This is a genomic window from Microbacterium sp. CIAB417, assembly GCF_022788845.1.
In genome coordinates, this window is sequence record NZ_JAHZUT010000004.1 from 194012 (window position 1) to 218219 (window position 24208).

Below are 24208 nucleotides of genomic sequence, written 5' to 3' on the forward strand. Positions count from 1 at the left end.
TTCGACTCGCTGCGCTCGCTCAGGAACCGGGCGGCCGCGTCACCCCAGGGGGTGTCGCGCATGACTAAGGAACTGCGCCGACTCAGCATCGTGATGCTCGCGATGTTCCTGTCGCTGTTCATCGCGACGAGCTGGATCCAGGTCGTCGAGGCCGACGCGCTGGCCCAGAATGCGAACAACCGGCGCACGCTGCTGGACAGCTACGAGATTCAGCGCGGGTCGATCATCGCCTCGGGGACCCCGATCGCGTACTCGACGCCCACCGACGACACCTACGCGTACCAGCGCGTCTATGCGGATGCCGAGATGTGGGCGCCGGTCACGGGTTACTTCAACCCGGCCCTGCAGTCCGCCACCGGCATCGAGAAGACGATGAACGCCGAGCTGTCCGGCACGGGTGCCGGTGCCTTCTTCGCCCAGGTCGAGCGCATCGTCTCGGGGCAGCCGCAGACCGGCTTCAGCGTGGAGCTGACCCTGGACGCCGAAGTGCAGCGCGTTGCCTACGAAGCCCTGGACGGCCTGCAGGGCGCCGTCGTCGCGATCGAGCCGTCCACCGGGCGTGTGCTCGCGCTGGCTTCGACGCCGGGCTATGACACGAACCTGCTGGCCTCCCACGACGTCGCCGCGGTCAACAGCACCTACGACCAGCTCGAGGCGGCCGCGGACAACCCGCTCTACAACCGGGCCATCGCCGGCCGCCTGAACCCGCCGGGCTCGACCTTCAAGGTCGTCGTCGCCGCCGCGGCGTTCGAGACGGGGCAGTGGACGCCGCAGTCGACGCTACCGAACCCGGCGCGGTACACGCTCCCCGGCACGAGCACGCAGATCGCGAACTCCGGCGGCGGCACGTGCGGCCCCGGTGCGACCGTCACGATCGCCGACGCGATCCGGCTGAGCTGCAACATCCCGATGGCGCAGCTGGCCGTCGCGCTGGGCGATGACACCATCCGCGAGACCGCGGAGGCGTTCGGGTTCGACCTGTCCTTCGACATCCCGCTCACCTCGACCGCGTCGACGTACCCGCGGGGCCTCAGCGACGACCAGACGGCGCTCACCGGATTCGGCCAGGGCGACGTCCGCGCGACCCCGCTGCAGATGGCCATGGTCTCGGCGGGACTCGCCAACGACGGGGTCGTCATGAACCCCCGGATGGTGGATGCCGTCATCGCCGGCGACCTGTCGGTGCAGACGGCCTACGAGGACACCGAGTTCGGCCGCGCCGTCGACGAGTCGGTCGCCCAGTCGGTGACCGACGCCATGGTCGCCAGTGTCGCTTCCGGAGCGGCGTCGAATGCAAGAATAGACGGGGTCGATGTCGCCGGTAAGACAGGTACGGCGCAGAACGGCGACACGGAGCCCTACACGCTGTGGTTCACAGGTTTCGCCCCCGCGGACGATCCGCAGGTGGCTGTAGCAGTCGTCGTCGAAGACGGTGGTGGAGAAGGTCAGTCCGGATCCGGCAACTCGCTTGCCGCTCCGATTGCGAAGAAGGTCATTGAGGCGGTGCTGAACAAATGAGGCCGACGCAGGGTGTGTCGTTCGGTGGGCGCTACGAGCTCCAGTCGCGGATCGCGATCGGCGGCATGGGCGAGGTCTGGGAGGCCACCGATCACGTGATCGGGCGCACGGTCGCCATCAAGATCCTCAAGGACGAGTACATGGGGGATCCGGGCTTCCTGGAGCGCTTCCGTGCCGAGGCCCGCCACGCCGCCCTCGTCAACCACGAGGGCATCGCGAGCGTCTTCGACTACGGCGAGGAGAACGGCAGCGCCTATCTCGTCATGGAGCTCGTCCCCGGCGAAGCGCTGTCCACGGTCCTCGAGCGGGACGGCGCGCTCAGCGCCGACAAGACCCTCGACATCGTCGCGCAGACCGCTGCCGCACTGCAGGCCGCGCACGCCGCGGGGCTCGTCCACCGCGACATCAAGCCCGGGAACCTCCTGATCACGCCGGACGGCCGTGTCAAGATCACGGACTTCGGCATCGCCCGCATCGCGGACCAGGTGCCGCTGACCGCGACCGGTCAGGTGATGGGCACCGTGCAGTACCTCTCGCCCGAGCAGGCATCCGGCCACCCGGCGTCCCCGGCCACCGACATCTATTCGCTCGGCATCGTCGCGTACGAGTCCCTGGCGGGCAAGCGCCCGTTCACGGGCGAGTCGCAGGTGGCGATCGCGATGGCGCAGATCAACGAGCAGCCCCCGCCGCTGCCGCCGACCGTGCCGATCCCGGTGCAGAACCTCGTCATGGCGATGATCGCCAAGAAGCCGGCCGATCGCCCGAGCTCCGCAGCGACCGTCGCGCGCGCCGCGCAGGCGCTGCGCCGCGGCGACCTGAACTCCGCCGCGATCGCGGTGCCGGCCATCGCCACCGGCGGGATCGCGGACGACGCGACTCGCATGATGGACACCGCCGGCGACGACGCCACGCGCATCCTGCCCACCACGGCGGCCCTCGAGACCGAAGAGGCCGCCGAGGAGGAGGCGGAGAAGAAGAAGCGCAGCCCCTGGACATGGCCGCTGATCGCGCTCATCGTCATCCTGCTGCTGGCCATCGGCGGCACGATCTGGGCACTGCTCTCCGGCCAGCCGGAGGAAGAGCCCACCTCGCCGCCGCCCACGACGCAGTCCCAGACGCCGACGCCGGTCGAGACCGAGACCGAGGATCCGCCGGTCAACGTCGGCGAGCTCGGGCTCGAGGGTATGAGCTGCAACGACGCCGTCGCGGCGGCCGAGGCCGCGGGCCTGACCGCCTCGTGCACCGTCGGCAACACGCCGGCCTCCTCTGCCGAGCAGGCGGGAACCGTGCAGAGTGTGAACCCGACCGGCATGGTCGAACCCGGCACCGCGCTGACGCTCACGCTGTTCGCCGACGCCGTCACCGTGTCGCCGCCCACCTCCGCGCCGACGCTCGGCGGGGACGCCATCGCCGGCCAGCCCGTCACGCTGAACTGGACGAACTACACCTGCCCGTCCGGCGTCCCGGCCCTCAGCGCCTACGAGGTCACGATCACGAACGCCACGTTCGACGACGGCTCCACCAAGCGCAGCTTCTCGCCGTCCGAGCGCAGCGCGACCATCACGGTGGGTGCTGACAAGGCCGGTCAGAACGTGACGGCGACGTACCAGGCGTTCTGCGGCGGCGACCGCCCCTCGGGCAACTCCCCGCAGATGACCGTGGCGATCCAGGCGGCCCCGACGCCCGACCCCGGCACCGATGAGACGGACGGCGAGGCAGACGCAGGCGGCGGCGCCGAAGGGTAGCCTTAGTCAGCAGTACAGCTTCGTCATCGCAGGGGGGTTCCACGTGTCCACAGAGCAGCGCGTCCTCGCGGGCAGATACCGCGTCGACCAGCTCATCGGTCACGGTGGCATGGCCAAGGTGTACCGCGGCTACGACCTGACCCTCGGCCGCGACGTGGCCGTGAAGATCCTCGACCCGGAGCTCGCCCGCGACACGGCCTTCCGAACCCGTTTCCGCCTTGAGGCGCAGGCGGCGTCGCGGATGTCGCACCCGTCCATCGTCCGCGTGTTCGACGCCGGCGAGGACCCGGGTGCCAGCGGTTCCGACCAGCCCGTCCCCTACATCGTGATGGAGCTCGTCGAGGGCACTCTGCTCAAGGCGATCATCGCCGACGGGCCCGTCCCCGCCGCGGATGCGGTGCGGTACGTCGACGGCATCCTCGAGGCCCTGGAGTACTCGCACAAGGCCGGGGTGATCCACCGCGACATCAAGCCCGGCAACGTCATGGTGACACCCAAGGGCACCGTCAAGGTGATGGACTTCGGCATCGCCCGCGCCGTGTCGGACTCGTCGTCCACGGTCGCCGAGACGACGCAGATCATCGGCACCGCGGCATACTTCTCCCCCGAGCAGGCCAAGGGCGAACCGGTCGACGCGCGCACCGACCTCTATTCGACCGGTGTCGTCCTCTACGAGCTGCTGACCGGACGTCAGCCGTTCCGCGGCGACTCCCCGGTCGCGGTCGCGTACCAGCACGTCAGCGAGACCCCCGTGCCGCCCACCGAGGTCAACGAGCTGTCGCCCGGGGCGCTGGACCCCGTCGTCCTGCGGGCGCTCGCCAAGGACCCGTTCCAGCGGTATCCGGATGCCGCGACCTTCCGCACCGCGCTGGACACCGCGTTCGGCGGCAGCGCACCCAGCAAGAAGCAGCTCGGCGCGCTGACGAGCGAGCTGTACGGCCCCAACCCGCGCGCTGCGCAGGAGACCGCCCGGACGCTGCGCCAGCTCTCGACCGACACGACCATGACCCGCACGCAGTCCGGTCCGCCGGTCGCGTGGATCTGGGCGGGCGTGGCTCTGCTGGCCGTGCTGCTGGCGTCGGTGCTGTTCTGGGTCGTGACGGTGCAGGGCCCCTCGGTCCAGACCTCTTCGCGCACCGTGCCCGACCTCGGCGGCTTCACTGTCGCCGCGGCGACCGAGGAGCTCGAGGCTCTCGACCTCACGGTCCGCCTCGTCGAGGAATCGTCGCCCGACGTCGCCGAGGGGAACGTGACCCGCACCGACCCCGAGGCGGGGACGACGGTGGCGCGTGACTCCGAGGTCACCGTGTATGTCTCCAGCGGCGCCGAGATGGTCACCGTGCCGATGCTCGTCACCCTCTCGAGGGCGGATGCCGAGAAGGCGTTGTCCGATGCCGGGCTCAAGCTCGGCACGGTCCGGCAGCGCAACGACAAGGACCAGACCTCCGGCAAGGTCCTCGAGGCCAGCGAGGAGGAGGGTGCCGAGGTTCTTCCCGGTACGACCGTCGACCTGGTCGTGGCGAGCGGGCTGGTCACGTTGCGCGATCTCACGGGCTTCACGCTGGATGCCGCGACGGAGGAGCTGGAGAGCCTGGGCCTCACCGCGCAGCCGATCGAGGACGCCGGATGCCCCGCGGTCGATCCCCCGACGGTGACCTCGATGTCCCTCGCCCCGGGCGATGTGCCCGTGCACTCCACGGTCGAGCTGCGCTACTGCGCCGGGGAGTAGCGCCCGCCGCCCATCGGGCTGAGCGTCGCTGAGCGGGACACCGCATCCGGATCCCCGACGAGGGCGAGCCAGTTCGCGAGCAGCCTGTGGCCGCCTTCGGTGAGCACACTCTCGGGATGGAACTGCACTCCCAGCAGGGGCAGATCCCGGTGCGCGATCGCCATGACGGTGCCGTGCTCGGCGCGCGCCGTGACGAGGAGCTCCTCCGGGAGCTCCTCTTCGGCGAGCGCGAGCGAGTGGTACCGGCCGGCGGCGAACGGCGATGGGATGCCCTCGAACAGCGCCGAGGAGTCGTGGACGACCTGCGAGACCATGCCGTGCATGAGCTCCGGCGCCTCCGACACCTCCACGCCGAACGCCGCCCCGATCGCCTGATGCCCGAGACACACGCCCAGCAGGGGCGTCCGGTGCTCGGCCGCGCGGCGCGCCACGGCGACCGATGCTCCGGCATCCCGCGGGCGGCCGGGGCCGGGGGACAGCAGCACCGCGTCGCACCCGCTCAGGAGTTCGTCGATGCGCCCGGTGTCCACGGCATCCGCCTCGACGATCGTCGTCGTCGCGCCGAGCTCGTGCAGATAGCCGATCAGGGTGTGCACGAAGCTGTCGTGGTTGTCGACGACGAGCACGCGCACGGTCATTCCAGGTCGACCTCGCCGGGAGTGATGAACGGCGCCACCCACGGGAACACGTAGAAGAACAGGCCGTACAGGATCGCCGCGACCGCGACGAGCAGGATGAGCACCCGCAGCCACCACGGGCCGGGGAGGATGCGCCAGAGAGCTGCGTACATCGTGATTCTCCTCAGACGGACGGCGGAGCGACGTCGACGGGGGCGAGGGAGTCGGGCGGCCCCTCCGCGCGCGGCTGGAATCCCTCGAAGACCCCGTAGGCGACGATCCGCTCGGCCAGCGAGTACAGCGGGGAGCAGGCGGTCAGGGTGATGTAGCGCTCGTCGGTGTCGAGCTGCGGCATCTGCGGGACGTCCAGGAGCACGTCGACCTGCGTCGGCGTGACGTACTCCAGCGTGCGGAACCGGTAGGTGTACCAGCCCTCGGGCGTCTCGACGACGATCGCGTCGCCGACGCGGAGCTTGTCGATCTTGTTGAACGGCTTGCCCCAGGTCGTGCGGTGGCCGGCGAGGGAGAAGTTGCCGACCTCGCCGGGCATCTTGGACTGGGTGTACAGGCCGATCCCGATCTTGTCGAGCGTCACGGAGCGGGTCGTCCCGCCCGCGATCGCGACGTTGTAGTCATCGCCGAAGCGGGGGATCAGCATGCGGGCGAACTCCTGGCCGTCGGCCGGATGCTCGAGGATCGGCGGCTCGTAGAACTCCTCGCCGGTCTCCTCGTCCGTGATCAGCGGAGGAAGCTCCGGAGCGGGTTCCGCGGCCCATTCCGCGGAGACCTCGGCGCCCTCGGCGTTGTGCTGCGCGCTGATGATGATGTCGCCGATCCACATCTGCCAGGCGACGAAGAGCATGACGAGGACGCCGGCGGTGAGCAGCAGCTCTCCGAGAACGCTCGTGAACGTCGCACGCGATCGCGGGCGACGCTTCGCGGACACGACGGATGCAGTCACAGGCGCGATCCTATCCGCTGCGCATGAACGTCCGCCGGACGGCTCGGGAGAACACGGCGTGCATGGGTAGAATGTCCCCCATGGCACGAGACCGCAACAGCGAAGAACCCGTCGTCGAGCGCGCCGAGGGCGAGCAGGCGCCCAACGCCGTCTGGTTCAAGCCCGTCATGATCGGCTTCATGCTGCTCGGACTCGCCTGGATCCTCGTCTTCTACATCTCCGGCATGCAGTGGCCGATCCCCGGCATCCAGTCCTGGAACCTGGCGATCGGTCTCGGCATCGCGCTGATCGGCTTCCTCATGACCACGCGCTGGCGCTGACGCCGGACACCACCGCGAACCCCTCACGCGTGCCGTGAGGGGTTTTCTGTTGCCCGCGTCCGGAGTTATCCACAGCCTCATCCACAGGGTGGGGAGAATTACACCGGTGTTATTCACACCCTTCTCCACCGCTCGGACTCAGCCGAGCATCACCGCGGGAGGGACGAAGGCGAGCAGCGCGACCATTGCCAGAGCCAGAGCGACGAGCCAGAGGATCTGCCAGAGACGCTGATCGCGCCTCTTCGTGCGCGTGAAGATCAGTGCGACGAGCAGACCGACGATCGCGCCGCCGATGTGCGCCTGCCACGCGATGCCCGGCAGCACGAAGCCCATCACGAGGTTCAGTCCGATGATCACGAGGATGCCCGTGATGTTCGCGCCCAGGTGCCGGCCGATGATGATCAGCGCGCCGAACAGGCCGAAGACGGCCCCCGAGGCGCCGACCACGGACTGCAGGGGGTCGATGCAGGCGACGGCGACCGAGCCCCCGACGGCGCCCAAGACATAGAGGGTGAGGAAGCGCCAGCGACCGAGCATCGGCTCCAGCGTTCGCCCGATGATCCAGAGCGAGAGCATGTTGAAGCCGATGTGGAAGATGCTGCTGCTGTGCACGAGGGCTGCAGTGAGCACGCGCCACGGCTGGAAGATGCCACCGTTGAGATCCGGGTACAGATAGATCGCATTGAAGAGCAGCGCCTGCTGGATGCTCTCACCGATGCCGGGGATCAGCGTCAGCAGCCAGATGAACGCCGTGACGGCCATGATCGCGTAGGTGACGACGGGCCGCCCGGTCGCGGGCGCCAGGATCGAGCCGCGGTTCCAGCGGCGATCGGCCTTCTTCTGCGCGGGTGTGCGGTTCTTCTTCTGCTCCTTCAGGCATTCGGGGCAGATGACCCCGACCGCAGCGGGAGTCTGGCACTCCGGGCAGATCGTCCGCAGACACCGCTGGCAGAGCACGAAGCTCTGCCGATCCGGATGCCGATAGCAGAAGTTGTCACGATTGCTCGTGAATTCGGGGCTCGTCATCCGGATCGGCGGGTGCTCAGGCGGCGACGATGTCGATCGACTGCAGCACGACCGGCTCGACCGGGCGGTCACCCGCAGCGGTCGGGACGGCGGAGATCGCGTCGACGACGGCCTTGGACGCGTCGTCGGCGACCTCGCCGAAGATCGTGTGCTTGCCCATCAGCCACGGCGTCGGGTCGGTGGTGATGAAGAACTGCGAGCCGTTCGTGCCCTCGAGCTGGCCGGTGATGGCGTTGCGGCGCAGGCCGGCGTTGGCCATGGCGAGGATGTAGGGCTCGTTGAAGTTCAGCTCGGGGTGGATCTCGTCGTCGAAGTTGTATCCGGGACCGCCGACGCCCTTGCCCAGCGGGTCGCCGCCCTGGATCATGAAGTTCGGGATGATGCGGTGGAAGATGACGTCCTTGTACAGCGGGCCCTCGCCCGGCTTGCCGGTGGCGGGGTCCGTCCAGTCCCGCGATCCGTCGGCGAGGCCGACGAAGTTCGCCACAGTCTTCGGGGCGTGGTCGCCGTAGAGGTTGACGACGATGTCGCCGTGGTTGGTGTGCAGAGTTGCGACGTGCGAGGCGTGAGGCATGGTCCTATTCTCGCAGAGCACGGCCGGGGATGCTCCGGATGTCCCTCGATGCTCTGTAGCGCGATCGGGCGGCGCTGACAAGGGTGTGCACAATCTCTGCTCGCACCCAGCGTCGTCTGGCATGATGGGGAACCCGTACTCCAATGGACAGGAGAGCATCGTGAGCCTCAGCCGCAAGCGGAAGAAGGAACTGCGTCGTCTGCAGAACGACGCGAACAAGCTCTGGGAGTCGCAGCAGGTGCTCGTCGGCCAGGCGGCGGATGTCGCGCGCGAGGCCGGTCGACAGCTGGGCAAGCTGAACCGCGAGCAGGTGGTCCCCGTCGTCCAGGATGCCTACAACCGCAAGGTCGCCCCCGTCGTCGACCAGGGCGTGCGCTTCGGCAAGCACGTCGTGGACGACAAGGTCGTCCCGATCGTCGGCGGAGTCGTGGGCTCGGCGCTCTCGGCCTGGGACATCGCGAACGCGAAGCGCCACGGCGTCGTCGTGACTGCCCCGAAGAAGAGGGGCCCCGGCCTGGGATCCGTCGTGGCGATCGTGCTCGGTGCGGCCGCGGCGATCGGCGTCCTGTACGCCGCGTGGCAGGCACTGCGCGCCGACGACGAGCTCTGGGTCGCCGACGACCCGCTCTCTCCGCCGAACGCGTGACCGACCCGCACGCCAGGGTCAAGGAGGCCGCGGCCGCACGCGGTCTCGACATCGAGATCCGTGAGCGGCCGCAGGCCCGCAGCCTCCACGAGGCCGCCGAGATCCTCGGCATCCTGCCCTCGGGCATCGTGAAGACGCTCGTCGTCAAGCGGTCCGGCGACACCTATCTGTTCGCGCTCGTCCCCGGCGGCCGGTCGATCTCCTGGCCGAAGCTTCGCGCCGTCGTCGGGGTGAACAAGCTGCGCCTGCCCGAGCCCGAGCTCGCACTGGCCGCGACGGGGTATGAGCGCGGCACGATCGTCCCGATCGGAAGCACCACCGACTGGCCCGTCTTCGCCGATGCGTCCATCGTCGGCCAGCGGGTCGCGATGGGCGCCGGTGCCCACGGATACAGTCTCTTCGTCGATGCCGACGATCTCATCGCCGCCTACGGCGCGACCGTCGCCGACATCTCCGAGCCGGAGAAGCCCCGCGACTCTGCCTGATCCCCGCTCCCGCGCCTGCCCCCGCTGGTTCTGCGCCCGACCTTCGCCGGCGCTCGTGCCTGACCCCCGGCGGCTTCTGCGCCACCTTTCGGCATATGCGCCACGAAATTACTGTCGCATTTGCCGAGAAATGGCGCAGAACCCAGCGGGCGATGCGGGGGCGCGGATGCCGGGATCGGAGGATGTCGCGACTAGAGGATGCCGGCCATGCGCAGCGCGATGTCCACGAGCTTGACGCGCTGCAGCTCCGCCACGGCCGGCAGCTCGAACCAGCCCGCCATGTCGGTGGAGCCGTCCTGCTCGAAGCGCAGCCTCCCGCCGGAGACCTTCGCCCGGTAGACGATGCGCAGCGTGTGCAGCGGCTCCTGCGCCTTGTGGACGCGCCGGCCGGCCGGGATCACTCGCGAATGGATGCCGAGCAGCTCCTGCACGTGCACCGAATACCCGGTCTCCTCGCGCAGCTCGCGCCGCACGGCATCCTCGGGATCCTCGCCGGGCTCCAGTCCGCCGCCCGGCATCGTCCAGGCGATGCGTCGTCCTTCGGTCCACCGTGCGAGAAGGATCCGCTCCTCGTCGTCCGTCACGACAGCGTAGGCGGCGACTCTCAGATCCATGGCCTCACATTACCCGGCGGGTCCGCCGGCCGCGGCCGGTGCCCTAGGCTTCTGGCCATGCCGAACATCAGAGTCGAACTGCTCCCCGGTCGCTCCGTCGACCAGCGCCGCGCCTTCGCCGAGGCTGTCACGGATGCCGCGGTCGACGCGCTCGGCGCCCGCCGCCAGGACGTGCGGATCATGTTCGAGGAAGTGGCCGCCGACTTCGTCGCCAACGGAGGCGTCCTGGCCAGCGAGGACGACTCGCGCGCCGCGCAGGTCGCGCGCGTGACCACGGCGAGCGCCTGATCAGGTCTGTCGGCACCTACCCCGCTACCGAAGGAATCGAGCCATGGCCCAGTTCGACATGCCCATCGAGCAACTCCGCGAGTACCGGCCGGACCGCGAGGAGCCGAGCGACTTCGACGCGTTCTGGCAGCAGACGCTGGCGTTCTCCCGAGGGCACGGCGAAGCGCTGTTCACGCGCGTCGCGACCGGACTCCGCAATCTGATCGTCGAGGACGTCACGTTCCCGGGCTTCGCCGGGCATCCGATCAAGGGCTGGTTCGTCCGCCCTGTGGGCGAGATCCGCGGCACGGTCGTGCAGTTCATCGGATACGGCGGCGGCCGCGGGGTCCCCGAGCAGTGGACCATGCTGCCCAGCGCGGGGTACGCCCTGTTCGTGATGGACAGCCGTGGCCAGGGCAACGGCGGCAGCGCTTCCGCGACGGCCGACCCGGTCGGTAGCGGGCCGCGCATCCCCGGTCAGATGTCCAGCGGCATCGAGGATCCGGACGAGTACTACTACCGGCGGCTGTTCACGGACGCGGCGCTGGCCGTGGACGCTGTGCGCACGCACCCGGCCGTCGATCCGTCGAGTATCGTCGTCTCGGGCGGCAGCCAGGGCGGCGGCATCGCGATCGCCGCCGCCGGCCTCAGCGAAGGACTGGCCGGAGCGATCGTCGACGTCCCGTTCCTCAGTCACTACCGACGTGCGCTGCGCATCACCGACGCCAACCCGTACAACGAACTGACCCGCTATCTGCAGAGCCGACGCGGCGCCGAGGAGGAAGTCTTCCGTGTCCTCAGCTACTTCGACGGCGTGAACTTCGCCGCGCGATCGCACGTCCCCGCGCTGTACTCCGTCGGTCTGTGCGATGCCGTCTGCCCGCCGTCGACCGTCTTCGCGCAGTTCAACCACTACGCCGGCGAAGACAAGCGGATCGAGGTCTATCCGTACAACGGGCACGAGGGTGGTCAGTGGACCCAGCTGCGTCGTCACCTCGAGTTCCTCGACGCCGTGCTCGGGTCCGAGGCCAGGACGGAGTCAGCCGAGACCGTGGTCTCCGCCCGGTAGAGTCGCTCGTTGTGACCGCCGCCGTTCCCGAGGAACTGACCGAGTACCCGCTCTCCGTTCTGCTGACCCCGCCTGCCGCCCTCGACGCTCCCGCCGACTTCGACGCGTTCTGGCGCGAGACCTTCGCGGAGTTCGGCACCGGCGATGTCGCCTGGGAGGTCACGGAGACCCTCGACTCGACGTCGAGCCATCGCGTCGAGCGCATCCTGTTCGCCTCCTCCACCGGCGAGCGCGCCGTGGCGTGGCTCGCCCTCCCGCACGGACCCGTCTCCCGGGGCCGTGTCGTCGGCCACGGATACGGAGGGCGCACCGAGCCCGCGCTCGACGGCCTCCCCGCCGACACGGCGGCGATCTTCCCGGTCGCTCCCGGGCAGGAGGTCAATCCGCCCGGCCGTTTCCCCGCCCTCTCCGCGCGGCACGTGTTGGCCGGGATCGGCCGTCGCGACACCTACTCGCACCGCTTCTCGGCGGCGGACCTTTGGCGCGCGGCCACCGTCCTGCTGGACGCAGCGCCGGACGCCGCGGGTGCCCTCGACTATCTCGGCGGAAGCTTCGGCGGCGGCATGGGAGCGCTGGCCCTTCCCTGGGACCACCGGTTCCGCCGTGCCTCCCTCGACGTGCCCAGCTTCGGTCATTTCCCGATCCGCTTGAGCCGGCGCTGCACGGGAAGCGGCGAGGCGGTACGGCAGCATCTCCGCCGGCACCCGGAGGTCCGTCCGGTGCTGGACTACTTCGATGCGGCGATCGCCGCGTCGCGCATCCGCATCCCGGTGCATGTGGGGGCCGCCGTCGTCGATCCGTCGGTCGATCCCCGCGGGCAGTTCGCGGTGTATCACGCGCTCGCCGGGCCGAAGCGGCTGACCGTGCGGGGCTCCGGACACCTCGAGGGCCCGATCGAGGAACTGTCCGACGAGCTCTTCCGGCAGGGCACGGAGGACTTCTTCGCTCTGTCACGCATCGATCAGGAATAGAGAAGCGGCAGACGCCCCGGCATCCCTAGGCTGAACCCACGACCAGCCCCCAGGAGGCAGAGATGTCCGAGACGAAGAACTTCACCGACGAAGAGCGCGAGGCCATGAAGGCCGCGGCCGCCGAGAAGAAGACGGCCCGTTCCCGCGCGAAGAAGACCCCGGAGCAGGCCCGGGCCGAGGGCGAGGCGGAGGTGCTCGCGAAGATCGCCGAGCTCCCCGAGCCCGACAAGGCTCTCGCCGAGAAGCTGCACGCCCTCGTGTCCGAGAATGCGCCTCACCTCGTGCCGCGCACCTACTACGGCATGCCGGCGTGGGGCAAGGACGGCAAGGTGCTGTGCTTCTTCCAGCCCGCGTCGAAGTTCAAGGTCCGCTACGGCACCTTCGGGTTCGAGACGATCGCGAACCTCGACGAGGGGACCGTCTGGCCGACCTCCTATGCCGTGACGGATCTCACCGAGGACGACCTGGCCTTCCTGGCCGAGCGGATCCGTCAGGCGGCGAGCTGAGGCGGGCGTTGCTCCCGTCCTGATCGTGTAGGGTCGTCACCATGACAACCCGTTGGTATGCGTATTTCGAGTCGGCTCTGGAGGGGCCGGCGCTGAGCTAGCGCATACCGACACCTTCAGAGCCGACAAGCCAGAGCATTCGCTCTGGCTTTCGCCGTTTCGGCGGGCTCTGCACCGGGTCCGCCCTCGACAGGACAGGACCCATGAACACCATCGACGCCACCGCGGATCTCCACGTCGCGGGCTTCACCACGATCCCCGCGCCCGCCGAGATCGCGGCCGAGCTGCCGATCGGCGAGGAGCGCGCCGCCCTCGTCGCGCGCACCCGCGACGAGATCCGCGCCATCATGTCCGGCGAGGACGACCGTCTGCTCGTGATCGCCGGCCCGTGCTCGATCCATGACCCCGAGGCCGGCCTGGAGTACGCCGGGCGCCTCACTCTCGAGGCGGAACGGCATCGCGCCGATCTGCTCGTCGTCATGCGGACGTACTTCGAGAAGCCGCGGACGACGGTCGGCTGGAAGGGCCTCATCAACGACCCGCACCTGGACGGCAGTCACGACATCTCCACGGGGCTCCGGATGGCGCGCGCGTTCCTCCGCGACGTGACGGCGCTCGGGATGCCGTGCGCGACCGAGTTCCTCGAGCCGATCAGTCCGCAGTACACGGCGGACCTCATCAGCTGGGGGGCCATCGGCGCCCGCACGACGGAGAGCCAGATCCACCGCCAGCTCGCCTCCGGCCTGTCGATGCCCATCGGGTTCAAGAACGGCACCGACGGGGGACTCCAGGTTGCGCTGGATGCGGCGGCCGCGGCATCCTCTCCGCAGGCGTTCCTCGGGATCGGCGGCGACGGACGGGCGAGCCTCGTCACGACGACCGGAAACCCGGACACCTCGGTGATCCTGCGCGGGGGAGCGGATGGCCCGAACTACGCCGCGGAGCACGTGCGCCGCGCGGCCGAGCGACTCGAAGCCGCTGGCCTGACGCCGCGCCTGATCGTCGATGCGAGCCACGGCAACAGCGGAAAGGACCACATGCGTCAGGCCGAGGTCGCGCGCGAGCTCGGCCGGCAGATCGCCGACGACGGGCGGGCGATCGCGGGGGTCATGCTGGAGAGCAACCTCGTCGCCGGGGCTCAGAAGCTCGACATCGCCCGGGGCGCGGCGGGGCTGGTCCGCGGTCAGAGCGTGACCGACGCGTGCATGGGCTGGGAGGCCACGGCCGACACGCTGGCGGGCCTCGCCGCCGCATCGCGCGCACGACGGGGGTGAGTTGCGTTTCGGCGCCGCGGATCGGTCGCGCGCGCCGGGTTCCGGTCGCAATCCGTGTCGCTCTGGTCGCGAGCGCCTGGTTCCGGTCGCCGTTGATGTCGCTCTCCCCGCGTCAGAGCGGCATCGATCGCGACCGGAATGCGCCATCCGGCGCCGAAGCAGCACGAGCCGCGACCCGAAGCGTCAGACGCTGCGGACGTTCAGCAGCTGCCAGCCCTCGGGGACCTTGGCGCGCAGGGCGGCCATGTCGTCCGCCTCGATCTCGGTGACCTGGTCGCGGCGTGCGAACGTGCCGACGGCCTTCAGCACGGCGGCGCCCTTGATCATCTCGACCGGTGCCGAGATCAGGTCGAACCCGTCGGGACGGTGCGCGGCGAGCTGCTCCTGCACGCCGGCGAGATCCGCGGCCTCGACCGGCACGGAAGTGGTTTCCACGGGACGCATGAGACCGATCAGCACTCTTCGATCCTAGAGCTGCGCCCGGGATCCCCCTCGACGCTGGCAGACTGGGCGCGAGGGGAGGAGGAGCGCCGTGTTGGATCTCGCCCACCCGTTCACGGGCCGTTGGCTGGCGCGCAACAGCCCGTCCGATCGCGTTCCCAGCCATGGGACGCCGCTGTTCGCGAGTGCGCAGGCGATCGATTTCGTCCCGGTCGCTGACGACGGACGCAGCGCTGCGTTCACGGTGCGTTCGCTGATCCGAGCGGAGCCTCCCGAGCGGTTCGCGGGCTTCGGCCGCCCGGTGCTCGCCCCGGTGGACGGCACGGTCGTCGCGGCGCACGACGCCGACGTCGATCACGCCGCCCGCCGAGGATTTCCGTCGATCGGCTACGCCCTCACGCAGCGACGACGAGCTGCCGACGGTTGGTCCGCGCTGGCGGGGAACCACGTGATGATCGCGGCCGCAGGCGGTGTTATCGCGCTCTGTCATCTGCAACGGGGCAGCGTGGCCGTGCGGGTCGGCGATCGCGTCGCCGTGGGTGACCGGATCGGATGCTGCGGCAATTCCGGCAACAGCACCGAACCGCATCTTCACCTGCAGGCGATGGACGGACCGGATCCCCTGCGTGCGCGGGCGGTGCCGTTCACCCTGGCCGGCCGCCCCCTGCCGCGTGCGGGTCGGATCGTCGAGGCAGGGGAGTAGTGGCCATGGCGGAGTCGGACCTGATTCTTGCCCTCGCAACGGCCGAGGATGCCGAGACGCTCGCGCGGCTGCAGATCGACTTCGGGGACGAGTTCGACGAGCCGGAACCGCCGCTCGAGGTGCTGCTCCCGCGGTTCCGCCGGTTCCTCGCGGACCCCGCGGCGTTCGCTCTGCTCGCCGTCTCCGACGGAGACGTCGTCGGATACGCGGTCGTGGCGCTGCGACCGGCGATCTACAACGCCGGCGGTCACGTCGCCACGCTCGACGAGCTCTACGTGCGGCCCGCGCGGCGCTCCCAGGGCATCGGGGCCGTCCTGCTCGCGCGGGCCGTCGAGGAATCGAGTCTCCGGGGCGCCGGCGAGATGCACATCAACGTCGACTCCGGCGACACGGATGCGCGCCGGTTCTACGAACGGCACGGGTTCCGCAACAGTCTGCCCGGAAGCGACGAGCCGGTCCTCTGGTACTTCGCCGAGTGGGACGAGTGGCGACCGACGGGGTGAGAGCCTACGACGGCACCGGCTCGTGCAGGTACCGCGTCACGGCGTCCTCGACGAGATCGTATGCCGCTTCCTCCTCGACGACTCCGCAGTTGACGAGCGCAGCGGTCCCCTGCAGCGTGGCGAGGAACGAGGTCGCGGTCGCCGTGGCGTCGTCTCCGTCACGGAGCGAACCGCTCTCCTGCGCACGGCGGAACATCGTCAGCAGCGGCTCGAACGCCGCGGCCGCGCTCACGCCGATGGCCTCACGATTCATGCCTGATTCGTGACGGAACATCACTTCGACGAGGCTGGCCTTCTCGATCGTGAACGTGAGATACGTCCGGGCCATGCGTCCGGCCTGATCGATGACCGATTCACCTGCGTCGGCGGATGCGCGCAGCTGCACCTCGAGAATCCGGAAGCCCTCGACCGCCAACGCCTCCAACAGGTGCGTGCGGTCGGCGAAGTGGCGCGCCGGTGCGGCGTGGGACACGCCCACGTCGCGGGCGAGCTCCCGGAGGGACAGTGCGGCCGACCCGCGCTCTTCCAGGACCGCGACGGCTCGAGACAGGAGCGCCTCGCGCAGATTGCCGCGCCGGTACGGAGTGGGTTTCATGGGCTCAGCCTAGTCGACGCTGTAGTCATTGACTACCTAGTAGACAGTGACTACATTGGGAGACATGAACCGTCTCGCCTCCGCAACAGACATTCCCGACCAGACCGGACGCACGGCCGTCATCACCGGCGGCAGCAGCGGAATCGGTTTCGCCGCCGCCAGGGCTCTCGCTCGGAAGGGCGCCCGCGTGACGATCGGGGTGCGCGATCTCGACAGAGGACGCGACGCCGCCCGGACGATCGGGAACGGCGCCGTGGCCCGTCATCTGGACCTGGCATCGCTCAGGTCCGTGCGCGGCTTCGCCGACGAGATCGATGGGCCGGTCGACTACCTGATCAACAACGCCGGGGCCATGTCCGCCGAGCGCCGTGTCACCGAGGACGGCTTCGAGCAGCAGTTCGGCGTCAATCACCTGGGCCACTTCGCGCTCACCAACCTCCTGCTGAACCGCGTCACGCGACGCATCACGACGGTGACGTCGGCCACGCACAGGTCCGCGCGGATCGACTTCGACGACCTGCAATGGGAGCGTCGTCCGTACCGTCCGTTCGGCGCCTACGGGCAGTCGAAGCTGGCGAACCTGCTCTTCACCGCCGAACTGCAGCGGCGCCTCTCCACCGCAGGCTCATCCGTGTCGTCCACGGCGTCGCACCCGGGATGGGCGGCCACAGGATTCGCGATCACGAGCGGCAACCGGGTCGTCGACCGGCTCAGCCGCCTCGCGACCCCTTTGATGGCACACGGGCCCGAGGGCGGGGCGCTCCCCACTCTGCTCGCGGCGACCGGCGACGTCCCCGGCGGTTCTCTGTCCGGGCCCGGCCGTCTCGGCATCCGCGGCCCCGCCGCGCTGGTCGCCAGCGCGCCGTCCGCCCAGGATGACGAGACGGCACGACGCCTGTGGGATGTCTCGGAGGATCTGACCTCGACGAGGTTCTCGTTCGAGCACCGGATCGCATGACCCTTCGCGGCCTTCGCGGACGAGAACGCGGCCGCGTTCCGGAGCGAGTGAGCCGAGACCTCGGATGGGGCGGTCGTCTTGCCTAATACGGCCGGACTCACTCCGCCTCGACGGCTGTAATCCCGCGCCAGGGCTGACTGGTCAGTCCTCTCGGTAACCCATCCCGCGCTTCTGGAGCTCCTCGGCGAGGATGCGGATCGCCTTCGGGCCGACGCCGTGGATGGTGAGCAGCTCGCGCTCGGTGTACTCGGCCAGCTGCGCGTAAGTCGTGATCCCCTCTTCGGCCAGCGATCGCGGTGCGACCCGGCCCACCGATGACGGGAACTCGGTTGCCTCGCTCATCGTCGCCTCCTTCGCTGCGCCGTCAGCCTAGGGGAGACGCCCGTGATCGCGCGGCGGTCTCCCCGAATCACCATGTGATCACCTGCCAAGCGTCTCGTCGCCCGAGGTCAGGTCGTCGCGCCGATCGTCGACCGGGGGATCCGGTCGATGACGTCTTTCAGCTCTGAGAGACCGAGATCGCCGCATCCGACCAGGGTGAGACGCTCCAGCGATGTCAGATCGGCCAACACGCCGATACCGCGGATGCGACGGCAGTACTGGATGTCGAGCTGAGTCAGGTTCGGCAGATCCCGCAGCGCGGAGATGTCCGAAAGAGCACGGAGGTTCTTCAGCCGCAGAGACTCGAGCGCCGGCAGCGCCTGGATGCCCTCGAGCGAAGTCAGCTTCGTCCCTGATAGTAGGCCGAGGAGTCGCAACGGGCGATCAGAGATGATCTCGAAGATCGACTCGTCCAGCGAGACGTTGAGGACGTTCAGCTCATCGATCGGGAGCCGCAGCGCCTGGCGGAGATTCGTTTGCGCCCTGTCCGGCTTCAGCGAGAGAGAGTGCAGCTGGGGAAACGCCGAGGCATTGAACCGGAAGACATCGCTGACGAAGAGCGTCTTCAGACGAGGCAGCTGCACGTCCGGCCAAGTGACCACGCGTCCGTACTCATCCAGGATGCGCAGTTCCTCCAACGACTCGGGCAGATCGCCGGTTTGCAGATCACTCACCAGCGACGGCTCGGAGCTGCCGCCGCTGATCGTCAGAGAGATGAGGTTCGTCATCTCACCGATGACCTTCGGCAGGCGCGCGATCTTCTCGTCGTGTGGAGCCCAGAGCTGAGCGGTGGTGACCTGCGCCAGTCGTTCAGGGAGCAATGGCTGGTCGAAGAACAGCACGTCGCGCTCAGGCCCGAACGGGCTGGGATCATGGCCTTGGCGCATGAGAATGACGTCATCGGTCACAGCAGACAGACTACTCGTCGGTGATAACGGGGCATCGGGTGGGAGGCTGACTCCAGGACCGGTGCGATTCCTTCGGGGGCAGCCCTTCAGCCATCGGTGGAGCCTAGGAGACTCCGCCGTCCTCGCTTCGCTGCGGCGGCTCCCCGAATCACTCAGCCCGATAAACGACGGAAGCACCACCCCCTGCGGGGCGGCGCTTCCGTCGTTGTGGCCGGTGGTGGACCTAATCGGAACTCCCAGCGGCAGCTGGATCGCCCGGTTTCCGCGTGGGAGCAGGGCGATCGAGGTGGCTCAGATGAGCCGCGGATCGTAGAGGAACCGGATCCTGGGGTGGTCTCGAACCCTAGTAGACGTAATCGAACACCGCTGACGGCGAAGGAAGTAGAGGCTATTCAAACCGCTCGGGCGAACGGTGAGAGCGTGCTCTCGATCGCCAAGCGGTTCAATATCCATCGGATGACGGTGTGGGAATACACCAAGGCCATATCGGCGCAGCGAGCGGACGCCCCTCGTATCTGATCTCCGCTGACTAGCCAAGCCTTCAGTCGAGGTCGAAGAAGTCTCGGACCAGCTTCGTGAGATGAGTCGGCTCGGCGATCGTCACCTGGACTGCGCCGGTGAACACTTGGTTGTAACCCCGGGCAGTCGCTGTCCAGGTGCCTTGTATCTGCTCGGGCGTCTCACCGCGGATCACGAGGACCGCGTCACCATCGTCTGTCTGGAATGTTGCGTCCGGGCGGAGGTCTCCGACGACAACTTCGACATCGACCGACCCGGTCGTCTTCCAGGAAGCGTCCGGCGGCAGGTATGGGCGGGGCATGTATGGCTGGGAGGCGATCGACGCCGCGAGGCTGGCGGAGTACCCGGCGTGGAGGCCGAGGTCTCGTTTTCTGGGGCCCCATTTGCGAGGTGGAGAGGGCAGCTTCAGGTCTCGCCAGTCGGGTCCGTCTCCGTAGCCTTGGCGCTCTTCGGCTTCAACGGCGCCGTCGAGGTGCAGCTTCACTTCTACGTCGTGCAGGAACGTCTGGGTCTTGTTGACGACGGTTACCTCGTTCGCGGGCAGGGCGTGGACGGCGAACAGCTCGACAGCTTCTGCCCATGCGGCGCGGAACCGTTCCTCCCAGGCGTCGATCTCGGCGCGGTACTCATCCTCGGAGCGCTTCTCCGGCTCTTCCGTGGCGGTGAAGGCAGCAAGGTGGCTCGCGGCCGACGTCTGGTCGGCCAGGAGGCGCGAGAGAGCCGACGAGGCTGCCATGGCGGCGCGAAAGCCGTCGGATGACCCCATCGCGAATCCTGTGGCTGGGGACCGCTTGGGTTCCGGTTTCGGGAGCGCAGCGAGGAGGCGTTGGCGCGCGTTGGTGACGAGGTCGTCGACGGTCTGCTCGTCGATGATAAGGGGAACGACGGCGCCAACGACCGCGACGTCGAGTTCGACCGGGGGGCCGGCGGGCGTGAGACTCCGCGTGCCATCAGCAGATCGAATTCATCGGCGTTTGCCTCGCGGGTCTCACCGTCGCCCCGGTAGTAGATGCGCCCGCTAGGTCAGCAAGGGGATTCCCGCGCGCCTGATGACGATTGAGGCCGCCCTCTCAGGCAGCCTCAACACGCGTCGGATGCACTTTTGATAAGAGCAACTGGGTGGAGCCTAGGAGACTCCGCCGTCCTCGCTTCGCTGCGGCGGCTCCCCGAATCACTCAGCTGTATAGACGGCTGAAGGGCCACCCCTTCGGGGCAGCCCTTCAGCCGTCTGTGGAGCCTAGGAGATTCGAACTCCTGACATCCTGCTTGCAAAGCAGGCGCTCTACCAACTGAGCTAAGGCCCCTCGAAAGGTGTTCAGTTGGAGTTGTGGAGTGGGGCTACCAGGACTTGAACCTGGGACCTCTTCATTATCAGTGAAGCGCTCTAACCGCCTGAGCTATAGCCCCGTCAACCTCCAAGAGATTACCCGAGATTGACGAAAAATCCGAATCGAGCCGATCAGTCACCCGGCCGCAGGATCGCGGTACCGGCGGACACGGTGGCGTCCACGGTGCTCGACGCGGTGGTCGACGTCTCGACACGGTTGTCGAACTCTCCCGCGCTGACCTCCTGGGTGACGTCGTACACGGCATCCGGCACCGTCAGCTCCAGCGAGCCGGCCATGACGTCGAAGCTGATGACGTCCGGAACGGACCCGGTGAGCTCCGCCACGAGTCGTCCTGCCGCCACCGTGAGGTCCGCCTCGCGGACGTCGGCGAGTTCGATGTCCGCGCGCCCGGCGTTGATCTCGGCGTCCACCGCGGTCGCCGATCCGTCCAGCGACAGCGCTCCGGCGCCGACCACCACGTCCACCTCGCCGAACTCGCCGGACACGTCCAGGCTGCCGGCGCCGAGGTTCAGGTCGGCATCCAGGCCCGTGCCCTGCAGCTCTTCCGGAAGCGTCAGCACCACGGTCTCGTCATCGTCGTCGAACCAGCCGCCGAACCACCAGCCGAAGGTCCGGTTGGGGCTGCGGACGAGAAGCTCGTCCTCGTCCCTCTCGAGCGTCCACGATCCACCGCGAGCGCTGTCCACCCGGAGCTCGGCCCGGTCGACGTCGCCGAACTCGACGGTCACCGAGCTCGCGCCGATCTCCAGGTCGAGGCCCGTGATGCCGTCGGCATCGGCCGTGATGACCGAGTCGTGCTGGGACAGCTGGCTGCCGGCCGCGAACGCGGCGGTCGTGCCGGAGCCGACCAGGGCGATGCCGCCGACGACGGCCAGCACGATCCCGATCGGGCGCCCGGCTCCCGAAGCAGGTCGCGACGTCGGACCGGGCACCGGAGCGGGATCGGGCCGCGGCTCCGACTCGGGTGCCGGTCTGGGGGCGCCGGCCGCGGCGCCATCCGGGGCCGCCGCGTTCGCGGGCGGGCCGGCGGGCGGAGGAGTGAGCGGGATCTCGTGCCCGCCGTTGTCGTTCGTGGTCATCGTGCAGCTCCTGTCTGTCCGGCGGCAGGACCGCCGTTGTTCGCGATGTGGGCGAGTGCGGCGAGCACGCGCCGGTTGCCCGACTCATCCGGTTCGAGTCCGAGCTTCTGGAAGATCGAGGTGATGTGCTTCTCGACGCTGGCCTCCGAGAGGAACAGCAGGCCTGCGATCGCCTGGTTCGACTTGCCTTCGGCGATGAGCGCCAGCACCGTGCGTTCGCGCTCGGTGAGCCGCAGCATCCGGTCGTCCTGGTTGCGCCGGGACAGCAGCTGCGCGACCACCTCCGGGTCGAGCACCGTGGCGCCCTCTGCGATGCGCTCCACCGATGCGACGAACTCGGACACATCCGCGACCCGGTCCTTCAGCAGGTAGCCGAGGGGACCGCCCTGTGCGGCGATGAGGTCGCTCGCGTACCGCTCCTCCACGTACTGCGACAGCACGAGGATCGGCAGGTCCGGCAGCTGGGCACGGATGCCGAGCGCCGCGCGGATCCCCTCATCCGTGAAGGTCGGCGGGAGCCGCACATCCAGAATGCACAGGTCCGGCTTCTGGGCGGCGATCGCCTCGGTCAGTCCGTCGGTGTCGGGCAAAGCCGCGACCACGACGTGGCCGGCGTCTTCGAGCAGGCGCACGAGGCCCTCGCGCAGCAGGACGGAGTCCTCGCAGATCAGGATGCGCATGGCACGCTCACCTCCAGGCTGGTCGGACCGCCCTGAGGGCTGTCGAGTCGGAACGTCCCGCCGGCGGCGAGCACGCGGTTCGAGATGCCGTCGAGGCCACCGCCGGGTTGCACCTGAGCGCCGCCCATGCCGTTGTCCTCGACCCGCGCCCACAGCACGCCGTTCTCGCGGCGCCGCACGACGACGCGGCATTCGCTGGCACGGGAGTGCTTGGCGGCATTGGTCAGCGACTCGGCGATCGCGAAGTAGACGGCGGCCTCGGCATCCCGGCTGCATCGCCCGTCCATGCGGACGTCCAGGTGCACGGGGATGTGCGATCGACCGGCGAGGGCGGAGAGCGCGGCGTCGAGGCCGCGGTCGTCGAGGACCGAGGCGTGGATGCCGCGGGCGAGCTGGCGCAGCTCGGTGATCGCCGCCTTCGTCGAGGTGTGCGCCTCGGAGATCAGCTCCTTGGCCGTCGCGGGGTCGTCATCGATCTTCTGCTGGGCGAGCCCCAGGGTCATGCCGACTGACACGAGCCGCGGCTGGACGCCGTCGTGCAGGTCGCGTTCGATGCGCGTGCGTTCGACATCCGCCGCGCGGACGGCGCCTTCACGCTGCGCGCTGGTCGTGCGGACCTGCTCGGTGAGCTCCGCCTCGCGGCTCGGCACGATCAGCGCCCGCGCGATCACGCGGTGCAGCAGGGCGAGTCCCACGATCGCGGCGGCCGACAGCACGACGCCGAGGATGCCGAACAGCGGCGCCCAGGCCACGAGGATCTCGCTGCCGTACGGGCCGTCCACGGTCCCTTCGACCGAGAGCGGGGCGAACGCGATGATCGCCGACCAGATCATTCCCCAGAACAGGCGGGCGATGAGCGCACCGGCGATGCAGGCGAGGATGAAGTTCACCAGCGCGCGCCACATCGGGCCGTCCACGGCCTGGCGGCCGAGCGAGCGCAGCCAGCCGCCGAACCCGGGCTGCGTGCGCGGACGCCAGCGCAGCGGAGGAAGACCCAGGGAGTAGAGGCCGCTGACGCGGGCCACCTCGAACCAGGCCACGCCGAACATCGCATAAACGAGTCCGACCAGGAAGATCAGGCCGATGCCGAAGGCGAACACCAGTGCGACGCCGGCGCCGAGCAGTCCCCCGAGGATGCCGATGGCGGCCGATCCCAGCACGCCGAGGGCAGCGAGCTGGAGGATGGTGAGCAGCAGCCGCACCGGCGGCCGCTCAGCGACCGGCGCTGCGGGATGGGCAGTCTGATTCGTCATGCCCATAACGCTACGGTTCCGACCGGTCGCGGGACACCGAGTCAGCCGGACGACTCGCTTCGGGTTTTCCCTACCCGCTTGCGGAGGTTCCCGACAACGACGGAAGGCGGTCAGTTCGAGGTGAAGCCGACCAGCAGACCGCCGGTGACCTTGACCGCGAGGTTGTAGATCCCCGCGACCACGGCACCCAGCACCGTGAAGACGATGAGATTCAGGATCGAGACCACGGCCCCGAACGCCATGACCTGCGGAAGACCCACCGTCTCCGTCAGCGAGAACGCGCCGTCGGTGAAGCTGTCGAGGATGCCATCGGCCTGGGCGATCAGGCCGGTGGCCTGCAGCACCATGTAGACGAGGAAGAACGACACCATGGTCACCACCGCGAGGGCGATCGCTCCGAGGAACGACAGCTTCACGGCGGACCAGAAGTCGACGTAGACCAGCCGCAGCCGGACCTGCTTGCCACCGGTCTTGCGCGTGGACTTCTTCGCCAGTTTGTCGGCTACTGTGCTCATGC

General features: G+C 68.9%; 29 protein-coding genes and 2 tRNA genes. 14 read left to right on the plus strand and 17 right to left on the minus strand.

The annotated features are described in order from the left end of the window. Positions 1-60 precede the first annotated feature (60 nt). The 3 genes from KYX17_RS18335 to pknB all read left to right on the plus strand — a co-directional run bounded on the left by KYX17_RS18335 (position 61) and on the right by pknB (position 4992). Positions 61-1518, plus strand: a complete 1458-nt coding sequence (locus KYX17_RS18335; RefSeq protein ID WP_243228398.1) for a penicillin-binding protein 2 — start codon at positions 61-63, stop codon at positions 1516-1518. After that, positions 1515-3263: a serine/threonine-protein kinase gene (locus KYX17_RS18340; protein WP_243228399.1), complete on the plus strand. Its 1749-nt coding sequence runs from the start codon at positions 1515-1517 to the stop codon at positions 3261-3263. The genes KYX17_RS18335 and KYX17_RS18340 overlap by 4 nt, the downstream gene beginning before the upstream one ends. A 109-nt stretch (positions 3264-3372) precedes the next feature. Continuing rightward, positions 3373-4992, plus strand: coding sequence for a Stk1 family PASTA domain-containing Ser/Thr kinase (pknB, locus tag KYX17_RS18345; RefSeq protein ID WP_243229191.1), 1620 nt, complete (start codon positions 3373-3375; stop codon positions 4990-4992). Here the strand turns inward: pknB and KYX17_RS18350 are convergent. Genes KYX17_RS18350 through KYX17_RS18360 form a run of 3 tightly spaced genes read right to left on the minus strand, consistent with a single transcriptional unit; the run spans position 4974 to position 6570 of the window. Then, complete coding sequence (locus KYX17_RS18350) at positions 4974-5630, minus strand: aminodeoxychorismate/anthranilate synthase component II (RefSeq protein ID WP_243228400.1); 657 nt, start codon at positions 5628-5630, stop codon at positions 4974-4976. The genes pknB and KYX17_RS18350 overlap by 19 nt on opposite strands. Beyond that, positions 5627-5782, minus strand: a complete 156-nt coding sequence (locus tag KYX17_RS18355) for a hypothetical protein (protein ID WP_243228401.1) — start codon at positions 5780-5782, stop codon at positions 5627-5629. Before KYX17_RS18355 ends, KYX17_RS18350 begins: the two co-directional genes overlap by 4 nt. 11 nt (positions 5783-5793) lie before the next feature. Beyond that, positions 5794-6570 carry a class E sortase gene (locus KYX17_RS18360; RefSeq protein ID WP_243228402.1) on the minus strand — a complete coding sequence of 259 codons (777 nt, stop codon included), beginning with the start codon at positions 6568-6570 and terminating at the stop codon, positions 5794-5796. A gap of 80 nt (positions 6571-6650) precedes the next feature. Here KYX17_RS18360 and KYX17_RS18365 point away from each other — a divergent pair, with 80 nt between their 5' ends. After that, positions 6651-6890, plus strand: coding sequence for a cell division protein CrgA (locus tag KYX17_RS18365; RefSeq protein WP_243228403.1), 240 nt, complete (start codon positions 6651-6653; stop codon positions 6888-6890). 138 nt (positions 6891-7028) lie between these two features. Here KYX17_RS18365 and KYX17_RS18370 read toward each other — a convergent pair whose 3' ends face one another. Beyond that, entirely contained in the window at positions 7029-7916 is an 888-nt protein-coding gene (locus KYX17_RS18370) for a rhomboid family intramembrane serine protease (RefSeq protein ID WP_243228404.1), read from the minus strand. A 16-nt stretch (positions 7917-7932) separates the two neighbouring features. After that, positions 7933-8490, minus strand: a complete 558-nt coding sequence (locus KYX17_RS18375) for a peptidylprolyl isomerase (RefSeq protein ID WP_243228405.1) — start codon at positions 8488-8490, stop codon at positions 7933-7935. 160 nt (positions 8491-8650) lie between these two features. Between KYX17_RS18375 and KYX17_RS18380 the strand changes: the two genes are divergently transcribed. Both KYX17_RS18380 and KYX17_RS18385 read left to right on the plus strand, forming a co-directional pair. Continuing rightward, positions 8651-9136: a DNA helicase gene (locus KYX17_RS18380; protein ID WP_243228406.1), complete on the plus strand. Its 486-nt coding sequence runs from the start codon at positions 8651-8653 to the stop codon at positions 9134-9136. Continuing rightward, complete coding sequence (locus tag KYX17_RS18385) at positions 9133-9621, plus strand: aminoacyl-tRNA deacylase (protein ID WP_243228407.1); 489 nt, start codon at positions 9133-9135, stop codon at positions 9619-9621. The genes KYX17_RS18380 and KYX17_RS18385 overlap by 4 nt, the downstream gene beginning before the upstream one ends. 191 nt (positions 9622-9812) lie before the next feature. Here KYX17_RS18385 and KYX17_RS18390 read toward each other — a convergent pair whose 3' ends face one another. After that, a complete protein-coding gene (locus tag KYX17_RS18390; protein ID WP_243228408.1) occupies positions 9813-10235 on the minus strand; it encodes an NUDIX hydrolase in 423 nt (140 codons plus the stop codon). Between the two features lie 57 nt (positions 10236-10292). On the opposite strand from KYX17_RS18390, the gene KYX17_RS18395 reads away from it, so the two are divergent. The 5 genes from KYX17_RS18395 to KYX17_RS18415 all read left to right on the plus strand — a co-directional run bounded on the left by KYX17_RS18395 (position 10293) and on the right by KYX17_RS18415 (position 14322). Then, positions 10293-10523: a tautomerase family protein gene (locus KYX17_RS18395; RefSeq protein WP_243228409.1), complete on the plus strand. Its 231-nt coding sequence runs from the start codon at positions 10293-10295 to the stop codon at positions 10521-10523. Positions 10524-10566: 43 nt separating this feature from the next. Continuing rightward, positions 10567-11571, plus strand: coding sequence for an acetylxylan esterase (locus KYX17_RS18400; RefSeq protein ID WP_243228410.1), 1005 nt, complete (start codon positions 10567-10569; stop codon positions 11569-11571). A gap of 11 nt (positions 11572-11582) precedes the next feature. Then, on the plus strand, positions 11583-12542 hold the full coding sequence (locus KYX17_RS18405) for an acetylxylan esterase (protein ID WP_243228411.1): 960 nt from the start codon (positions 11583-11585) through the stop codon (positions 12540-12542). A gap of 62 nt (positions 12543-12604) precedes the next feature. Further along, positions 12605-13048: an iron chaperone gene (locus KYX17_RS18410; RefSeq protein WP_243228412.1), complete on the plus strand. Its 444-nt coding sequence runs from the start codon at positions 12605-12607 to the stop codon at positions 13046-13048. 203 nt (positions 13049-13251) lie between these two features. Then, entirely contained in the window at positions 13252-14322 is a 1071-nt protein-coding gene (locus tag KYX17_RS18415) for a 3-deoxy-7-phosphoheptulonate synthase (RefSeq protein ID WP_243228413.1), read from the plus strand. 183 nt (positions 14323-14505) lie between these two features. Here KYX17_RS18415 and KYX17_RS18420 read toward each other — a convergent pair whose 3' ends face one another. Next, positions 14506-14766, minus strand: coding sequence for a hypothetical protein (locus tag KYX17_RS18420; RefSeq protein ID WP_243229192.1), 261 nt, complete (start codon positions 14764-14766; stop codon positions 14506-14508). Between the two features lie 88 nt (positions 14767-14854). Here KYX17_RS18420 and KYX17_RS18425 point away from each other — a divergent pair, with 88 nt between their 5' ends. Both KYX17_RS18425 and KYX17_RS18430 read left to right on the plus strand, forming a co-directional pair. Then, entirely contained in the window at positions 14855-15466 is a 612-nt protein-coding gene (locus KYX17_RS18425; RefSeq protein ID WP_243228414.1) for a M23 family metallopeptidase, read from the plus strand. Positions 15467-15471: 5 nt separating this feature from the next. Next, the gene (locus KYX17_RS18430; protein WP_243228415.1) at positions 15472-15969 is read left to right on the plus strand and encodes a GNAT family N-acetyltransferase; all 498 of its coding nucleotides are present in this window, start codon (positions 15472-15474) and stop codon (positions 15967-15969) included. Between the two features lie 4 nt (positions 15970-15973). Here the strand turns inward: KYX17_RS18430 and KYX17_RS18435 are convergent, their stop codons facing one another. Next, positions 15974-16564 (minus strand): TetR/AcrR family transcriptional regulator, encoded by a 591-nt coding sequence (locus tag KYX17_RS18435; protein WP_243228416.1) that lies wholly within the window; start codon positions 16562-16564, stop codon positions 15974-15976. 64 nt (positions 16565-16628) lie between these two features. Between KYX17_RS18435 and KYX17_RS18440 the strand changes: the two genes are divergently transcribed. Next, positions 16629-17522, plus strand: a complete 894-nt coding sequence (locus KYX17_RS18440) for an oxidoreductase (RefSeq protein WP_243228417.1) — start codon at positions 16629-16631, stop codon at positions 17520-17522. Positions 17523-17663: 141 nt separating this feature from the next. Here the strand turns inward: KYX17_RS18440 and KYX17_RS18445 are convergent, their stop codons facing one another. The 9 genes from KYX17_RS18445 to KYX17_RS18485 form a co-directional block, all read right to left on the minus strand. Further along, positions 17664-17864: a helix-hairpin-helix domain-containing protein gene (locus KYX17_RS18445; RefSeq protein ID WP_243228418.1), complete on the minus strand. Its 201-nt coding sequence runs from the start codon at positions 17862-17864 to the stop codon at positions 17664-17666. A gap of 107 nt (positions 17865-17971) precedes the next feature. Next, a complete protein-coding gene (locus tag KYX17_RS18450; RefSeq protein WP_243228419.1) occupies positions 17972-18811 on the minus strand; it encodes a leucine-rich repeat domain-containing protein in 840 nt (279 codons plus the stop codon). A 541-nt stretch (positions 18812-19352) separates the two neighbouring features. Continuing rightward, the gene (locus tag KYX17_RS18455; protein ID WP_243228420.1) at positions 19353-20096 is read right to left on the minus strand and encodes a hypothetical protein; all 744 of its coding nucleotides are present in this window, start codon (positions 20094-20096) and stop codon (positions 19353-19355) included. A gap of 465 nt (positions 20097-20561) precedes the next feature. Further along, a tRNA-Ala gene (locus KYX17_RS18460) sits at positions 20562-20634 on the minus strand. Positions 20635-20663: 29 nt separating this feature from the next. Beyond that, positions 20664-20737: transfer RNA gene (locus KYX17_RS18465), tRNA-Ile, on the minus strand. A 52-nt stretch (positions 20738-20789) separates the two neighbouring features. After that, positions 20790-21758 carry a DUF4097 domain-containing protein gene (locus KYX17_RS18470; RefSeq protein WP_243228421.1) on the minus strand — a complete coding sequence of 323 codons (969 nt, stop codon included), beginning with the start codon at positions 21756-21758 and terminating at the stop codon, positions 20790-20792. Further along, complete coding sequence (locus tag KYX17_RS18475) at positions 21755-22438, minus strand: response regulator transcription factor (protein WP_243228422.1); 684 nt, start codon at positions 22436-22438, stop codon at positions 21755-21757. Before KYX17_RS18475 ends, KYX17_RS18470 begins: the two co-directional genes overlap by 4 nt. Beyond that, positions 22426-23691 carry a sensor histidine kinase gene (locus KYX17_RS18480; RefSeq protein WP_243228423.1) on the minus strand — a complete coding sequence of 422 codons (1266 nt, stop codon included), beginning with the start codon at positions 23689-23691 and terminating at the stop codon, positions 22426-22428. The genes KYX17_RS18475 and KYX17_RS18480 overlap by 13 nt, the downstream gene beginning before the upstream one ends. 110 nt (positions 23692-23801) lie before the next feature. Next, positions 23802-24206: a DUF3566 domain-containing protein gene (locus tag KYX17_RS18485; protein ID WP_243228424.1), complete on the minus strand. Its 405-nt coding sequence runs from the start codon at positions 24204-24206 to the stop codon at positions 23802-23804. Between the last annotated feature and the right edge of the window lie 2 nt (positions 24207-24208).

What these genes read in the sequence shown, in the direction of transcription:
- KYX17_RS18480 (WP_243228423.1), bottom strand. Translation starts at nt 23,691, where the DNA reads ATGACGAATCAGACTGCCCATCCCGCAGCGCCGGTCGCTGAGCGGCCG.
- KYX17_RS18455 (WP_243228420.1), bottom strand. Translation starts at nt 20,096, where the DNA reads ATGGGGTCATCCGACGGCTTTCGCGCCGCCATGGCAGCCTCGTCGGCT.
- KYX17_RS18445 (WP_243228418.1), bottom strand. Translation starts at nt 17,864, where the DNA reads ATGAGCGAGGCAACCGAGTTCCCGTCATCGGTGGGCCGGGTCGCACCG.
- KYX17_RS18395 (WP_243228409.1), top strand. Translation starts at nt 10,293, where the DNA reads ATGCCGAACATCAGAGTCGAACTGCTCCCCGGTCGCTCCGTCGACCAG.
- KYX17_RS18370 (WP_243228404.1), bottom strand. Translation starts at nt 7,916, where the DNA reads ATGACGAGCCCCGAATTCACGAGCAATCGTGACAACTTCTGCTATCGG.
- KYX17_RS18410 (WP_243228412.1), top strand. Translation starts at nt 12,605, where the DNA reads ATGTCCGAGACGAAGAACTTCACCGACGAAGAGCGCGAGGCCATGAAG.
- KYX17_RS18430 (WP_243228415.1), top strand. Translation starts at nt 15,472, where the DNA reads ATGGCGGAGTCGGACCTGATTCTTGCCCTCGCAACGGCCGAGGATGCC.
- KYX17_RS18415 (WP_243228413.1), top strand. Translation starts at nt 13,252, where the DNA reads ATGAACACCATCGACGCCACCGCGGATCTCCACGTCGCGGGCTTCACC.
- pknB (WP_243229191.1), top strand. Translation starts at nt 3,373, where the DNA reads ATGGCCAAGGTGTACCGCGGCTACGACCTGACCCTCGGCCGCGACGTG.
- KYX17_RS18435 (WP_243228416.1), bottom strand. Translation starts at nt 16,564, where the DNA reads ATGAAACCCACTCCGTACCGGCGCGGCAATCTGCGCGAGGCGCTCCTG.
- KYX17_RS18365 (WP_243228403.1), top strand. Translation starts at nt 6,651, where the DNA reads ATGGCACGAGACCGCAACAGCGAAGAACCCGTCGTCGAGCGCGCCGAG.
- KYX17_RS18400 (WP_243228410.1), top strand. Translation starts at nt 10,567, where the DNA reads ATGGCCCAGTTCGACATGCCCATCGAGCAACTCCGCGAGTACCGGCCG.
- KYX17_RS18475 (WP_243228422.1), bottom strand. Translation starts at nt 22,438, where the DNA reads ATGCGCATCCTGATCTGCGAGGACTCCGTCCTGCTGCGCGAGGGCCTC.
- KYX17_RS18340 (WP_243228399.1), top strand. Translation starts at nt 1,515, where the DNA reads ATGAGGCCGACGCAGGGTGTGTCGTTCGGTGGGCGCTACGAGCTCCAG.
- KYX17_RS18375 (WP_243228405.1), bottom strand. Translation starts at nt 8,490, where the DNA reads ATGCCTCACGCCTCGCACGTCGCAACTCTGCACACCAACCACGGCGAC.
- KYX17_RS18485 (WP_243228424.1), bottom strand. Translation starts at nt 24,206, where the DNA reads ATGAGCACAGTAGCCGACAAACTGGCGAAGAAGTCCACGCGCAAGACC.
- KYX17_RS18350 (WP_243228400.1), bottom strand. Translation starts at nt 5,630, where the DNA reads ATGACCGTGCGCGTGCTCGTCGTCGACAACCACGACAGCTTCGTGCAC.
- KYX17_RS18470 (WP_243228421.1), bottom strand. Translation starts at nt 21,758, where the DNA reads ATGACCACGAACGACAACGGCGGGCACGAGATCCCGCTCACTCCTCCG.
- KYX17_RS18355 (WP_243228401.1), bottom strand. Translation starts at nt 5,782, where the DNA reads ATGTACGCAGCTCTCTGGCGCATCCTCCCCGGCCCGTGGTGGCTGCGG.
- KYX17_RS18335 (WP_243228398.1), top strand. Translation starts at nt 61, where the DNA reads ATGACTAAGGAACTGCGCCGACTCAGCATCGTGATGCTCGCGATGTTC.
- KYX17_RS18420 (WP_243229192.1), bottom strand. Translation starts at nt 14,766, where the DNA reads ATGCGTCCCGTGGAAACCACTTCCGTGCCGGTCGAGGCCGCGGATCTC.
- KYX17_RS18390 (WP_243228408.1), bottom strand. Translation starts at nt 10,235, where the DNA reads ATGGATCTGAGAGTCGCCGCCTACGCTGTCGTGACGGACGACGAGGAG.
- KYX17_RS18440 (WP_243228417.1), top strand. Translation starts at nt 16,629, where the DNA reads ATGAACCGTCTCGCCTCCGCAACAGACATTCCCGACCAGACCGGACGC.